The organism is Bifidobacterium catenulatum PV20-2 (assembly GCF_000800455.1).
Lineage (GTDB): Bacteria > Actinomycetota > Actinomycetes > Actinomycetales > Bifidobacteriaceae > Bifidobacterium > Bifidobacterium kashiwanohense_A.
Map to the genome: position 1 here is coordinate 798,890 of NZ_CP007456.1, position 14,885 is coordinate 813,774.

The following is a 14,885-nucleotide window of genomic DNA, read 5'->3' on the forward strand; positions in this document are numbered from 1 at the left end:
GAGGCTTTCTTTTTCTGAGAGTAACGGCGGCGCTGCCGTGAATGGTGTTCGAATCAATGAGATCGGCGCAAACCCACCAGCATGCCTATGTGAAGCGGCTGTTGCCGAGATATGTTCGGTTTCTCTCCGGGCGAACGGTGTGGTACAAGAAAAGCTGCCATAACGAATAAAACCGTGAATCCCAGTGGAAAAAGACGGTTTGGAAATATAAACGCCGACACCTCTCGGTACACTGGAACCACTATTGAAGCGTCTGCGCATGCCAATACCGCAGACGCTTTTCTTAAGTGAGTGGCGGGCCGTGGATACTCGCGGCAACAGACGGGAGAGCAATGACCGAACGTAAGCAGGGACTCTGGGCGAAAATACGATATATCGCCGCTTCCGATCGCATATCGGGTTTGATTATGCTCGGTTTTGCACTCGCCGGTCTGCTGCTTGCGAACCTGCCATTCACGGCACATGCGTTTGAAGAGCTGGAGAGCTTCCGCATCGCCATTCCCCACACCAATATCGACATGGGATTGGGCCACTGGGTGCAAGACGGCCTTCTGACGGTGTTCTTCCTGACCGTTGGACTGGAATTGAAACAGGAACTTACTACCGGCTCACTGGCGAATCCCAAGGCGGCTGCGGTGCCGATGCTGTGCGCGGTCGGTGGCATGATGGCCCCGCCGGTGTTATTCTTGTTGACGCTGTTCCTGTTCTCCGGTTTCGGTTCCGATCCGCTGGTCATCGCTTCCGGAACGAATTTCACATTTGGTGAGATGTCCCATGGTTGGGCGGTTCCTACAGCCACGGATATCGCGTTCTCGCTGGCCGTGCTTGCCTTGTTCGCCAAGGCGTTGCCAGGCTCCATTCGCGCATTCCTGATGACATTGGCTACGGTGGACGATCTGCTTGCCATCATTCTGATCGCAGTGTTCTTCTCCTCGGTGAACGCATGGTACTGGTTCGTCGGCATCGCCGTGTGCGCGATCTTGTGGTATTTCCTCGTGCGTATGCGCAAAGTGCCATGGTTTGCCGTGGCCATCGTCGGTATTCTGGCTTGGGTGATGATGTTCGAAGCCGGTGTGCATCCTACCTTGGCTGGCGTGCTGGTAGGTCTGCTTACTCCCGCGCATGAATGCTACGGCGAAAAGACTCCACGCGCCGAACGCTATGCGGACAAGCTGCAACCGTTCTCAGCGCTGCTGGCCTTGCCGGTTTTCGCATTGTTCGCTACTGGCGTGCATTTTGAGTCGTTGACTTTGGCGCTGTTCGTTTCGCCGGTCGTTGTTGCCGTCATGGTGGCGTTGGTGATTGGCAAACCTTTGGGTATCATGGTCACGGCCTGGCTTTCCACGCATGTGGCTGGATTGAAGATGGCCAAGGGGCTGCGCGTGCGCGACATGTTCCCCGCAGCCTGTGCGTGCGGCATTGGCTTCACCGTGTCGTTCCTGATTTCCTCGCTCGCATATAAGGATGCCGAATTATCTGCGGAGGCACGCTTTGGCGTGCTTGTTGGCTCCATGGTCGCGGCGGTGATTTCTGGTATTCTGTTGAGCCGTCAATCGAAGAAGTTCGAACTGGCCGCTGCCGCATCGTCGAAACATAAGCATCATACTGCCGACGAGGACGCTGCCGGGGAAGTGGAATCCGTACTTGAAGACGGCACCGTTGTGGTCAGCCAGATGATCAACACACATCCAAAGGTCAAATAACGACGTTCCGGCGTATGGCATTCCGCGCCATATGCCAGACACAACAAAGCCGACGCTTATCACATATCGGTGAGCGTCGGCTTTGTTGTATGAGGAAACGATAGGCCGCTGGGAACGGCCACACTAGCGCTTGACTGCTACGAGCAGACCCGTACCGGTCGGAGTGAGCGCGGTGATGAAACGTTCATCGGATTCCACGGTTTCCAGCAGGGTACGCATGGCAATGGATTTAGCGTCGCGGTTGGCGGGATTCAATACGCCACCTGCGGAAGTCGCAGCGTCGAAAGCGAGCACATCCGTGAATACGATCACACCATGCTTCTTCAGCAGGCGGGGAGCCTGCTCAAAAGAGGCAGCATAATTTTCGGAATCGCCGGCAACAACGATCAAATCGTATGTTTCGGCGTTCAAACGCGGCAGAAACACGTTGACAGGAGCATTCACTGCGCGAAGCGTGGTCTGCGTTTCGTCGGAAAGATGATTGAACAACGTGCGAATCAGCGCAATGCCTTGGGAAGAGGAATCGACCGCGGTAAGCTGCCCCCTGTTATCCAAACCATTGACAAGCTGCAATGTTTCCACTACGGAACCGGTGCCGACGGCAATCACTGACGACGCATTCACCATATGCACCAGCATGCGCAACAACTCCGCCTGTGCTGCGGAACCCTGCGGAATGCCCGCTTCTTCGGCGTGGGTACGAATGGCGTTCAGGTTGGTTGACTGGCGTGAGAACGCATGATCTTCAACGTATTCCCAAGACTTGGCGAGATTGGTGTACGACGTTCTATCCATGGGTTCAGCGTTCCTTGACTTGGGCGATTAGTTGCCAGATTTCCTCGCCTACGTCGATGCCACGTGGGCATTCGCGGGTGCAGGCGCGAACCGACTGACATGCTGCGATACCGTCCGCGGAATCAATGGCATCCATACGAGCATTCGTCTGACCATCTCGCGAATCATTGATGAAACGAGACGCGGTGATCAACGCCGCTGGACCGATGAACGCCTCGCCTCCGGCGTACACTGGGCAGCTTCCTTCGCAAGTGCCACAGGCAATGCAATTGGTGAGCAGCTCATATTTGGCAAGCTGCTGAGGATTCTGCAGATATTCAAAAGCGTTGATTTTGCCGTCTTTGGTGGTGGCTAATTCGTTATTGGCCTGCAAATACGGCTTAAGCTTCCTGATCTGATCGAGCATCTGATCGATATCGGCAACCAGGTCACGCTGTACGGGGAAACCCGGCAGGGGAGCGAGCTCGATCACGCCAAGATCGCCTGAAGAAACGGAAACGGCGTCATCTGCAAGCGACGCATCTGCGTCTCCGGTATGGCGGAATCCCTCATCGTCCACTAATACGGTATTCGGCTGCTTGGCCCAATCCCTGACGGAAGCGGTACATAATAGCGTCGGCGTGCCATTGATGGACACCGCGTCGGAGCCGCACATGCCATGACCGCAGGAATAGCGGAATGCCAAAGTCGGATCGACGGTTCGCTTGATCTTCAACAGGCAATCAAGCACCGTGTCTTCCGGACGCACATGCAACGTGTAATCCTGCACCCACTGCTTGCCGCGGGGACGGCGACGCGCCGACGCGCCGGAATCTCCGAACGGAGAGCTTTTCCGGGCGAACGGGGAGCCCCCGCGTTCGCGGTCGCGGGCACGTTCGGGGCGCGGGGTGAACCTATTGACCCGCAACGTCACCGTGTTCATGCCGTTTTCCATACCGCTCATCTACTCGCCTTTCCAATAAAAACCGACAACAAGTTTGCCATACACCGTGCCCAGAGGGATCAGTACTCACGGGCTTTTGGCGGCATGTTCACAATATGTACCGGCTGCCAGGAGATCTGTCCGGAAGCATCCACCATGGAATGGGCGAGGAACTGCTCATCATCACGTTCCGGGAAGTCAAGACGTTTCAATGATCCGCGGGACTCATGGCGAGCGTCGGACGCCGCAAGCACGGCCGAACCAAGCTCAAGCAGATGTCGCACCTCCCAAATGGCGGTGATCTCCTGATTGAACGTGGCGGAATCGGAATGCGCATGCAAAACCTGGGCGCGGGCTTCCAGATCGCTACGCAATATGGCCTGCGCCTGCTCGATGCTGTTCGCGTCGCAGCGCACGGCGACCGCTTTTTCCATAACGGATCCTAAGTCGGCCATAAGCTGATACGGATTATCCGAAGCGTGCTCGTCGTCTTCGGGAAGCTGCGTCAGAAGATCCTTCAATTCAGAGGAACGTGCATCGGCGGCCTGCCGCACGTCGTCTGTTCCATCTTCGGCCTCTTCAACGGCTTCGGCCATCGGATCATTCACCGGAGCGGCGGCGATGCGTTCCGCAAGCGCCTTGCCGGAACGAGTGCCGAACAGGCAGGCATCCAGCAGGGAGTTGCCGCCAAGACGGTTCGCGCCGTGCACGGATACACACGAGCATTCGCCGGCTGCGAACAGGCCGTCAACGATGGCGCGTTCGCCGTCAGTCCAACGATATACCTCGCCGTTGGTGGTGATCGGAATGCCGCCCATGGTGTAGTGTGCGGTCGGTTTGACCGGCACATAATCCTTGGTCGGATCAAGATCGGCGTACTTTTCGATGGTTTCCACCACCTGAGGCAGCACTTCATGCATATGGTCGGCATCAATGCCGGTCATATCGAGCCACACGCAATCCTTCGGGCCATCTGGATCCTTCGGATCCGCCACGCCACGTCCGGCGTCGATTTCAGCGGTGATGGAGCGGCTGACCACGTCTCGCGCAGCCAGATCGGCGTGCCCGGGAGCGTACTTTTCCATGAAGGCCTCGCCATCGGCATTACGGAGCACGCCACCTTCCGCGCGGGCCGCTTCCGACAGCAGAATGCCGGTATGCGCCAAGCCGGTCGGGTGGAATTGTACGAATTCGCTGTCTTCCAGCTGCAGTCCGGCATGCAGTGTGAGAGCCATGCCGTCGCCGGTCAGATCCCACGAATTGGATGTGGTGTGGAACAGGCGGCCTGCGCCTCCGGTGGCCAGAAGCACGTTGCGCGCATGAATGGCGTGCACTTGACCCTTATGGGTGTCGAATGCCACTACGCCTTCGGCTTTGGTGCCATCTTCGCTGATCACCAGATCGGTTACATACCATTCTTCCGCGAATTCGACGCCTTCCGCCACGCACTGTTGCCACAGCGAGAAGAGGATCTGATGGCCGATGCGGTCTGCGGCGTATGCGGCTCGGCGAACCGGTTCCTTGCCGAAATCCTTGGTGTGCCCGCCGAAACGACGCTGTGCGATGTGCCCGTCTTCGGTGCGGGAAAACGCCACGCCGGCATGTTCCAGCTCGATTACCGTTGCCGGAGCCTCTTGCGCGAACAGTTCGGCCGCATCCTGATCGACCAGCCAATCGCCGCCTTTGACGGTGTCGTAGTAGTGCCAATGCCAATCGTCATGTTCGACATTGCCGAGGCTGGCCGCGATGCCGCCTTCTGCGGAACCGGTGTGCGAGCGCAACGGCTGGAGCTTGGAAATCACCAGAATATTCGGTTCGATGCCGGCTTCCTTCAGCTCTTGCATCTGCTCGCTTCGCAACATTCCTAACGCTGCGGAAAGACCTGCCGCTCCTGCGCCGACGATTACTGCATCATACATATCTTCAACATGCTTCGGACTCATACCAACGATTTTCGCACAAGGTGTGACCTCGCTGAGGTTCATTGAATGGCGGGTATGTTGTCATATGAGTGTTTTCGCATGTTCTTGCGTGTTTGTTTGTCGATGGCTGTGACGATTGGCGGTGTCAGTTGCGTTGTTGCGCGGTGTCTGCGTTGACGATGGTGATGTTACCGTGTTGCGTGTTGATGAGTCCGTTGAGTTCCAGTACACCGAGTTCCAATACGATTCGTGAGATCGGATATTCTTCGGGATTGGTCTCTGCCAGTATGGCGAGCAGTCCGTCAGTGGAGACATGGCCATATTTCGCGTCGCATTGTCGTATGGCTTTCAATATGGTTCTGGTGGTGTCGTCTGATTCCGGCAGGACGTCGTCGGCTGGTTCTTCCGTCTGTTCGTCGTCTATGACGACTGGTTGCGGGCGGTGCGAGGCATGGCAGAATTCATCGATGTCGGTCAGTGAGCAGATGATGTTTGCTCGTCCTTCTTGAATGAGCCGGTTGCAGCCCGTGTTGTGTGGCATGGTCACGTCTCCTGGCACCGCGAATACGCGGCGGTTGAGTTCGTCGGCCCATCCCGCGGTGTTGAGCGCACCTGAACGTGCGCGCGCCTGGGCGACGATGAGGCTGGACGACAAGGCCGCTATCAGACGGTTTCTAATGAGGAATCGTCTGGCTTCCGGAGCGGTTCCTGGGCACAGTTCCGAGATCAGTGCGCCGGAGTGGCTGATGATGGTTTCAAAAAGGCGTCCGTTGCTTTTCGGCCCGATATGGTTGAGTCCTCCGGCAAATACCGCGACGGTGCGGCCCGCGAGGGGAGCCCCGATTTCGTCCATGGCTTGGATGGCACCCCAGTGGGCTGCCGCATCGGTGCCCAAGGCGCCCCCGGATACTATGAGGTGCCCGGCACGGGCTGCCTGTTTGGCAAGCTCGTGTGCACTTTGCCTTCCGTATTCGCTCACTCCGCGTGACCCGACGATGCCGATCGGTTCCGGACATGATACCAATGCTTGCGGGTTGCCTTGCCCCCAGAGACATAATGGGGCGGCCCAGTCCGTATACATGGTGAGGTCGGCGAGCTGCGAAGGCCAGCAGGGATGGTGTGGTGCGACGATCCACTGTGTGCCTCCTACTGTGAACCAGTCCTTGAGCTCATCGGGATCGGTGCTGGGCAGTGTGGTCAAACGATGCTGCCAGGAGACCATTGCACCATGGAATGAGGCCATGCCTCGGGAGTTGATGCTGCGTCCCCAACGCGTGATGCCGTTGATGAATGCCGCATCCAGGGTTTTGCAAGCGGCTGTGGTCACGTTTTCATGATTGCCTGGACCGCTGTCGGCGAGTAGTTGCAAGGTGTGCGTGGCTGATCCGATGCCTTTGATCAGCGCGTACATCATCGCGTCGGCGCTGTCCAGACAGTAGGTGAGCACCGCACGTGCCAGGGTCTCGTCGTCAATGGCGGTTGTGTTGCCGTTCGTATTTGTATTTTCATTCATGTCAACTTCGTTCTCATGGAGATTCCCTGCATCATCTCTTCCTGCCCCGGAGAGGTTTTGCCTGATAGGTCGGCCAGAGTCCATGCGAGCCGCATGGCACGGTCCGCCCCTCTGAGGCTGAGCCGCTCACTGGCCAACGCATGGTTCACCAGTTCGATGGCTTTCGTGGACGTGTTGGCGCGAAGCCATGTTCCGGTGGCCTGCGCATTGCAGACCCACCCGAATTCACGAAAACGCTCCTGCGCGGTTTGCCTTGCTACGATGACCCTCAGGCGAATGGCATGGCTGGATTCGCCGGAAGGTGTCATTCCCGGATTGATTCGTTCCACGGGAGGCACTTCGATTTGAATGTCGATGCGGTCGAGGATCGGCCCGGACAGTCGGCTGAAGTATTTGATACGGTCTTTTTCCTTGCAGGTGCAGCGTTCGCCGTTGCCGTAGGCGTAACCGCAGGGGCAGGGATTGGCCGCCATGATCAGTTGGAATCTCGCTGGATAGTAGGTGGTGCCTTTCGCACGCGATATTGCCACGTACCCGGATTCCAAGGGTTCGCGCAATGTTTGTAGGGTGCGTGCCGAGAATTCGGGCGCCTCGTCCATGAACAGAATGCCCCGGTGCGCCCGTGTGATCGCGCCTGGCTGCGCCAACCCTGCGCCACCGCCGACCAGGGACGCGGTGGATGCGGTATGGTGCGGCGCTTCGAATGGTGGAATGTCGCTGATGCCATAGCTGGGCAATGTGCCGCATAGGGAGCGGATTGATGCGACTTCCAGCTGTTCCGATTCGCTTAACGGGCTCATAATGCCGGGAATGCGCGAAGCAAGCATGGTTTTTCCGGTACCGGGAGGGCCGGTCATCATCAGATGGTGTCCACCTGCGGCCGCCACCTCCAACGCCCATTTGGCCGTTTCCTGCCCCATGACCTCATTCATGTCTCCCGGGGAAGGGTATATCGACATGGCGGCGTCGTTGGGGTTCACGTCCCTGATCCGGTCGGGAATCTCGTACTTCGCGGTGCCTCCCATCAGTTCGATCAATTCGCCCACGTGGCGTACGCCGATGGCGTTGACGTCGGGCACGAGGGCGGCTTCGTCCAGATTGGCATGCGGCACGATCACTTTGCAGACGCCCTGATCGCGTGCGTGCAGCAGAATCGGCAGTAGTCCGTTGATGGGAAGCACCGTGCCGTCGAGATTCACTTCCCCGAGCACGACAGTGTCTTTCAGGCAATCGTGGGGTATCGTTCCGGATGCGCTGAACACGCTCGCTGCTATCGCCAGATCATGAGAGGAACCGCGTTTGGGCATGGATGCCGGCGAAAGATTGACCGTGACCCGTGTCTCTGGCCATTTTGCGCCGCTGGCTTGGCATGCGGATTTGACACGTTCCCTCGCTTCGGAAAGCGAGGTGTCGGGAAGTCCGATGATGGAGAAGTAAGGAAGTCCGGGGGAGACGAACGCCTGGATTTGGATGATGAAGGCTTTCAATCCGATTAGTCCCACGGAAAGTGCGCTGCCGATGGCCATCAGAACGCTCCTTCAATATGGTGCACAAGCGGCTTGCCGTCACGTACGATGACGGTGATGACGTCGAAGCGTACGCCGTTGTGTGGTGTGCGATGGTCGCTGTCCGACAGCCACTGCACGGCCGCGTGGCGCAGGTTGATCTGCTTGGATGACGTCACGGCTTCCTGCGGAGTGCCATAGCGGAGCGTCCGCCTGGTTTTGACTTCGACGAAGACGATGATTCCCGCATCGTCGCGTGAGACGATGTCGAGTTCGCCATACCGGCAGTGCCAATTGCGGTCGAGCGTCTGCCAGCCCTGGCTTTCCAGCCATGCGGCCGCATACTGTTCGCCAAGTTCGCCGAGCTGCCGTGCGCACAGAGTGCCATCATGCAATCGCTGTGCGATGGAATCAAGAAGCTGTTCCGAACGCTGCGTTGCGATCGGAACGTCATATGTTGTGTTGCCGTTCATGGTTCAAGTCCAGCAGAAAGAATCGGTGTGAAGCAAGCGTGAACGGCGAATGTGGATAAAGGATGCGGTTTCGGGCGTGTTTGGGATAGTCGGTGGATAACTTGCCGTTATCCACATTGCTCCACGGGACCAATGGCTGTGGAACGCCCGAAACCGTATATGATCGGAATGCTCAGTGACGGACCAGCTGCGTCAGCTCGTCAAGATTCAGTTCAAAGCTCACGCCACGTTCATCATGATGCGGCTGATACTGCGTGTTTTCCATGGCATGACGCACGAACTCGCCTGCGATATGTGCCGATTCGGCTAACGGCCTGCCCGCCATCAGCGCACCACAGAGTGCGGAAGCGAACGCGTCGCCGGTACCATGCGTCATGAACGGCAGCTTGCTGTGCGCAAGCTCCTGCTTGCCAGAAGCCCCCGAAGCAGCTGAGGCAACATAATTGCGAATCGTGCCATCGTCATGATCGATGCCTTTCAAAACCACGTTTTTCGCACCCAAATCAAGCAATGCGTCAATCATGTCATTTACTTCGGCATCGCTCAGATCGCGCCCTGGGTATGTGCGTTTCGTCAATATGGATGCTTCCGTCAAATTCGGCATCAGCACGTCGGCGCCATCCACCAGCGTGCCCATAGCTTCGCAGAGTTCCGGCGTGTATGTGGCGTAGATTTCGCCTCCATCTCCCATTACCGGATCCACCAAACGCAAGGCATGCGGATATTGCGAATACAGGCGTTTGATAATCGCAACCTGTTCGGCGGAGCCAAGAAAACCGGAATACACGCCGTCCAAATCGACGTTCTCCTTACGCCATGCGTCCAGATAGCCGTCCAAAATCTCAGTCGTATCGTGGAAGGTGAATACGCTGTAGCGCGTGTGTGCCGAAAACAGCGCGGTCGGCACCGGGCACACGTCGCACCCGGCCGCCGACAGGATCGGAATGGCCGCCGTCAGCGAGCAATTGCCGTATCCGCACATGTCATGCACCGCCGCAACGCGCGGAACATAATGCGGGTCGCGATCATACAGAATCACGTCATCCATGTTGAAACCCTCTCTTGCGATTGTCTGACCACGACTTTAGCCGCCCGTCTGACTTCGGAGACTCGATGCTTCGCACGGTGTTTCACCGCAGTGCCGTTTGCCGGCGTGTCGCAGTTTTCCAGATGGTTGTCAGAACGGTTTTGTAGAGCTTGAATGGCAATGATTCCAACGGTTTATAAAGGGATATAGGCAAGTGCGATAACGTTTGGCTTGCATTGCGGAGCGCGGCCGGATTATTGTCACTACCAACACCTGACCAGCCGCCACACACGGCAAGGCGGGTGGCCAGCAAGACAGGCAACGAACCATTCCACACAAGGAGCAGAAACCATGGCAGATTCCAAGAACTACCGCTTCGAAACCCTGCAGCTTCACGTCGGCCAGGAGCAGGCCGATCCGGCAACCGATTCCCGCGCGGTGCCGATCTACCAGACCACCAGCTACGTGTTCCATAATTTCGACCACGCCGAGGCCCGTTTCGGACTGGCTGATCCAGGCAACATCTACGGCCGCCTGACCAACTCCACCCAAAGCGTGTTCGAAGACCGCATCGCAGCCCTCGAAGGCGGCACCGCAGGTCTGGCCGTCGCATCCGGCGCAGCCGCGGTCGAATACGCGGTGCGCAACATTACCCAGTCCGGCGATCACATCGTCGCCGCCAAGAACATATACGGTGGCACCTTCAACCTGCTGCGTCACACCCTGCCGCGTGACGGCATCACCACCACCTTCGTCTCCGCCGAGAATCCGCAGGAGTTCGAGGACGCCATCCAGGAGAACACCAAGCTCGTCTACTTCGAGACCTTCGGCAATCCGAACGCCGACCTGCCAGACTTCGAAGCCATCACCGCCATCGCCCACAAGCATCATCTGCCGGTGATCGTCGACAACACCTTCGCCACCCCGTACCTGTTCCGCCCGCTGGAGCATGGCGCTGATGTCGTGGTCGAATCCGCAACCAAGTTCATTGGCGGCCACGGCACCACCCTCGGCGGTGTGATCGTTGAAGGCGGCAATTTCAACTGGGCCGAAGTGCCGGGCAAGTTCCCGACCCTGACCGAGCCGGATCCGTCCTATCACGGATTGAACTTCTACGAGGCTCTGGGCGGCTCCGCGTTCGTGACCCGCATCCGCGCCATCCTGCTGCGCGACACCGGTGCCACCCTGTCTCCGTTCGCCGCATTCCTGCTGCTGCAGGGCACCGAAACCCTGTCGTTGCGTGTCGAACGCCATGTTGAGAACGCGCTGAAGGTCATCGACTATCTGAAGACCGTTCCGGAAGTCGAGTCCATCTCCCACCCGTCCATCGAAGGCCGCAAGGACAACGAGCTGTACAAGAAGTACTTCCCGAATGGCGGCGGCTCCATCTTCACCTTCGACATCAAGGGCGGCAAGGACGCGGCACGCGTGTTCATCGACAACCTGCACCTGTTCAGCCTGTTGGCCAACGTGGCCGACGCCAAGAGCCTCGTGATCCACCCGGCCTCCACCACGCACTCTCAGGAGACAGTGGAGGAGCTCGAGGACCAGGGCATTCACCAGGGCACCATTCGTCTGTCCATCGGCACCGAGAACATCGAAGACATCCTCGACGATCTCAAGGGTGGTTTCGCGGCTCTGCGTGAATCTGGTCTTGCCAAGTGAAATGCATCGGATCGGCGGAATAGCGCCATCCTAAACAAATGAAACGGTCTGCGACATCGAAAAGAAGGGGTGGTGTCGCAGACCGTTTCGTCGTATCTGCAAACGATGTCATCTCAATGTATTACAGCTGGTATAGAATCTGCGGTTGTTACGAAAAGCAATATCTCAATTCTTTTCTTTGAAAGAAAAAACATTAGATTCTTTCAAAAATACAAGCATTACCGATGATATTGAGAATAACGTAAAGAGAGAAGAGATCATGGCTCAAGAAGTCAAGAACGATATCAAAAAGGCGTTGCATGTCAACACCATTCCGCTAATCGCCATTATGACCGCGGTCACCACGGTGCTGACCATGCTCGTGAAGATCCCGACACCGATCCGTGGCTACCTCAACCTGTCCGACACCATGATCTATTTCAGCGCGTATGCGTTCGGACCATGGGTGGGCGGCGTTATCGGCGGTCTTGGCCCGGCGTTGAGCGATCTGATTTCCGGTTATCCGCAGTGGGCCATCTTCACGTTCATCATCGATGGCCTGCAGGCCGTGCTCGTGGGCCTGCTCGTCAAGAAATTCAATCCGGCGAACATCATTATCGGCTCGGTGATCGCAGGCGTATGGAAGGTGTTCGGCTATTTCATCGCAGGCGGAATCCTTTCCGGATTTGGCCCGGCGTTGGGTGAGATCGCGGGCAACTCCTTCCAGATGGCGGTGGGTCTGATTGTGGGCTTCGCGCTGTTCACCGCCGTTCGTCAGGCCTATCCGCCGCTGGTACGTTTGGGCAACCTCGGTATTAAGGCGGGGGAGTGATACATTAATATCATGTGAAGGCAGGCCCGTGGATTTGCCGATGAAAGGCGATTCCACGGGTTTTATTGTGAAATGCGGTTGCCGGCTGCGGAAAAAAATGCGTGAAAGCACGGGGTGGGCGTCATGATTACGGTTCGCGACTTAGGATGGAAGTACGCGCCACTGACCGACGGGGGCAAGCCGGTGGAAAGTCTCAAGCGCGTCAGCTTCGACATCCGGTCCGGCTCCTTCGTCGGCATCATCGGACCGACCGGAGCTGGCAAATCCACGCTATGCATGGCATTGGCCGGCATCATTCCGAACCTGGCCGACGGCACTATGAGCGGTGTCGTGGAAGTTAACGGCATGAATACGAGCAGGCACTCCGTCTCGGCACTGTCGGAGCGCGTCGGCTACGTGCAACAGGATCCGGAGGCGCAGCTGTTCTGCTCGAGTGTCGAGGATGAGATCGCTTTCCCGCTGGAAAACCGCGGAGTAGCCCCAAACATCATCGACAAGCAGATCGACATCATGCTTGACTTGGTCGGCATGGCCGGATACCGCAAACGTGTACCGACCAGCCTGTCGGGAGGCCAGATGCAGCGCGTGGCCATCGCCGCCGCGCTCGCGGCGGAACCCGATGTGCTTATTCTTGACGAACCCACCGCGGCCCTCGACCCCGAAGGCAAGCAGGAAGTGTTCGACGTGCTCGAACGCATTCGCCAGACCCGTTCCATGACGGTGATCATGGCCGAGCAGGATACCGAACACATCGCCTACTGGGCCGATCAGGTGCTGTTCATGGTCAACGGTGAAGTGGTGCGCAATGGAGACGCCAGCCTATTTACCCGGGAACGCGGACTGTTGGAATCCTCCGGCGTGCGGGTGAGTGACGGACCGTCCCCTGTCATCAAGGCGTTGCCGGTAAGGAATGACGGCAAACCGAAGCATGCGATCATCAGTCTGGACCATGTGACGCACCGCTATGGACAGGGCGGCAATGCGTCTCCCGCACTGGACGACGTCAGCCTGGATATCGAACAGGGCGCCTTCGTAGGGCTTATCGGGCGCAACGGGTCAGGCAAAACCACGCTCGCCAAGCATCTGAACGGGCTGATTCAACCCACGCAAGGAATCGTGAATGTGGATGGGCTCGACGTATCGAAGCATAGCGTGGGTGAAATGGCCGCGCACGTCGGATTCGTATTCCAAAATCCCGACCATCAGATCTTCTGTTCCAGCACCAAAGAGGAGATCGCGTTCGGTCCGACCGCGCTCGGACTTGACACGGCCACCGTGTTCAAACGTGTCGACGAAATGATGACATTGTTCGACCTGCACCGGTATGAGGACGTTTCGCCGGCTACGCTCGGCTACGGCGAACGACGTGCGGTGGCATTGTCTTCGGTGATCGCCATGCGCACGCCAATACTCGTCCTCGACGAACCTACGGCGGGTCTCGACCATCGTCTCGCATCACGATTCCTTGGAGCCGTGGAAAAACTCAACCGGCGTGGCGTCACCGTCATCATGATCAGCCATGACATGCGTGCCGTATATCGGTATTGCACGCACGTGCTCGAATTGGAAGACGGTCATGTCGTGCAATATGGACCGATCGACAAATCGCAGAAAGCGCAACAATCGTCCGCGCGACAGGCGCGGCAGCCGCACAAGGCGCGCGGTCCGGTATCAGCGACCCACGTATTGTTGAAAATCGCCAAGGATGAATGCGACAAGGAGGAACGCTGATGGATGCCGACCTGTATGTGCCAGGCGACGGATGGTTGCATCGCACCGATCCGCGCGTCAAATTCCTCATCTCCATCGTCATGCTGGCCCTTTGCCTCGTATGGCGTAACTGGGCGTTCATCCTCGGCATCCTCATTCTCGAACATGTGATGCTCGCCACCGACTGTGTGCCCGCCGAACGCATTGGATGGGTATGGAAGATCCTCGCCGTGCTCATCGTGTTCATCGTGGTGCTTTGGCCGGTCTTCGACCAGAGTGGAACGCACGTGCTCTGGCAGTGGGGATGGCTGCGTCTCACGCAGGAGAACCTGCTCATGGCGGCGGTGATGGGTCTGCGCATTCCAGCGCTCGGCTTTGCATGCTTCATCACGCTGTTCACCACCAGCCAGACCAAACTGGTTCGTGGCCTTACCTCGCTCGGTGTGCCCTACAAGGCCGGGCTTACCTTGGCAACCGCATTACGGTATATTCCCGTGTTCTTCTCCATCTTCCAATCCGTGTCCGAAGCGCAGCGTGCTCGAGGGCTTGATCTGAGCGGCAAAGTCAATGCGGCAGGTAAAAAACGTAACATATTAGTGCGTCTCGTAGACCGGTTCAAATCGTATCTGCCAATCATCATTGCCGTATTGATCCGCGCCTACAAAATGAGCCAAAGCGTGGGCTGGGCCATGGAATCGCGCGGACTCAACCTGAATCGGAACGGCGTGAAACGCACATATCGGGTCAACCTTACGATGAGAATTGCCGACTGGATTATTCTCGTGATTACCATCGCCGCCACCGCAGGCAGCGTGTGGTTGATGACATGGCTGTCATAG

12 protein-coding genes are annotated in these 14,885 nt (G+C 57.6%); 5 read left to right on the top strand and 7 right to left on the bottom strand.

From position 1 onward, the window contains the following. The first annotated feature begins 332 nt into the window (after window positions 1-332). A complete protein-coding gene (gene nhaA / locus AH68_RS03375; RefSeq protein WP_039197656.1) occupies window positions 333-1,703 on the top strand; it encodes a Na+/H+ antiporter NhaA in 1,371 nt (456 codons plus the stop codon). Between the two features lie 123 nt (window positions 1,704-1,826). Here the strand turns inward: nhaA and AH68_RS03380 are convergent, their stop codons facing one another. From AH68_RS03380 to AH68_RS03410, 7 genes are all read right to left on the bottom strand, one after another. Next, window positions 1,827-2,498, bottom strand: coding sequence for an O-methyltransferase (locus AH68_RS03380; protein ID WP_039197657.1), 672 nt, complete (start codon window positions 2,496-2,498; stop codon window positions 1,827-1,829). 4 nt (window positions 2,499-2,502) lie between these two features. Further along, window positions 2,503-3,441, bottom strand: coding sequence for a succinate dehydrogenase/fumarate reductase iron-sulfur subunit (locus tag AH68_RS03385; protein ID WP_039197659.1), 939 nt, complete (start codon window positions 3,439-3,441; stop codon window positions 2,503-2,505). 59 nt (window positions 3,442-3,500) lie between these two features. Next, on the bottom strand, window positions 3,501-5,363 hold the full coding sequence (locus AH68_RS03390; protein WP_039197662.1) for an FAD-binding protein: 1,863 nt from the start codon (window positions 5,361-5,363) through the stop codon (window positions 3,501-3,503). 124 nt (window positions 5,364-5,487) lie between these two features. Next, window positions 5,488-6,855: a DNA-processing protein DprA gene (locus AH68_RS03395; protein WP_052189132.1), complete on the bottom strand. Its 1,368-nt coding sequence runs from the start codon at window positions 6,853-6,855 to the stop codon at window positions 5,488-5,490. Then, window positions 6,852-8,381, bottom strand: coding sequence for a YifB family Mg chelatase-like AAA ATPase (locus AH68_RS03400; RefSeq protein WP_039197665.1), 1,530 nt, complete (start codon window positions 8,379-8,381; stop codon window positions 6,852-6,854). Before AH68_RS03400 ends, AH68_RS03395 begins: the two co-directional genes overlap by 4 nt. Next, window positions 8,381-8,833 carry a YraN family protein gene (locus tag AH68_RS03405; RefSeq protein ID WP_039197667.1) on the bottom strand — a complete coding sequence of 151 codons (453 nt, stop codon included), beginning with the start codon at window positions 8,831-8,833 and terminating at the stop codon, window positions 8,381-8,383. The genes AH68_RS03400 and AH68_RS03405 overlap by 1 nt, the downstream gene beginning before the upstream one ends. Window positions 8,834-9,005: 172 nt before the next feature. Further along, window positions 9,006-9,881: a pyridoxamine kinase gene (locus AH68_RS03410; RefSeq protein ID WP_039197669.1), complete on the bottom strand. Its 876-nt coding sequence runs from the start codon at window positions 9,879-9,881 to the stop codon at window positions 9,006-9,008. A gap of 330 nt (window positions 9,882-10,211) precedes the next feature. On the opposite strand from AH68_RS03410, the gene AH68_RS03415 reads away from it, so the two are divergent. The 4 genes from AH68_RS03415 (at window position 10,212) to AH68_RS03430 (ending at window position 14,885) form a co-directional block, all read left to right on the top strand. Then, a complete protein-coding gene (locus tag AH68_RS03415; RefSeq protein ID WP_039197671.1) occupies window positions 10,212-11,525 on the top strand; it encodes an O-acetylhomoserine aminocarboxypropyltransferase/cysteine synthase family protein in 1,314 nt (437 codons plus the stop codon). Between the two features lie 259 nt (window positions 11,526-11,784). Beyond that, the gene (locus AH68_RS03420; protein WP_039197673.1) at window positions 11,785-12,336 is read left to right on the top strand and encodes an ECF transporter S component; all 552 of its coding nucleotides are present in this window, start codon (window positions 11,785-11,787) and stop codon (window positions 12,334-12,336) included. A gap of 123 nt (window positions 12,337-12,459) precedes the next feature. Beyond that, the gene (locus AH68_RS03425) at window positions 12,460-14,067 is read left to right on the top strand and encodes an ABC transporter ATP-binding protein (protein WP_039199744.1); all 1,608 of its coding nucleotides are present in this window, start codon (window positions 12,460-12,462) and stop codon (window positions 14,065-14,067) included. Further along, window positions 14,067-14,885 (top strand): energy-coupling factor transporter transmembrane component T family protein, encoded by an 819-nt coding sequence (locus AH68_RS03430; RefSeq protein WP_039197675.1) that lies wholly within the window; start codon window positions 14,067-14,069, stop codon window positions 14,883-14,885. The genes AH68_RS03425 and AH68_RS03430 overlap by 1 nt, the downstream gene beginning before the upstream one ends.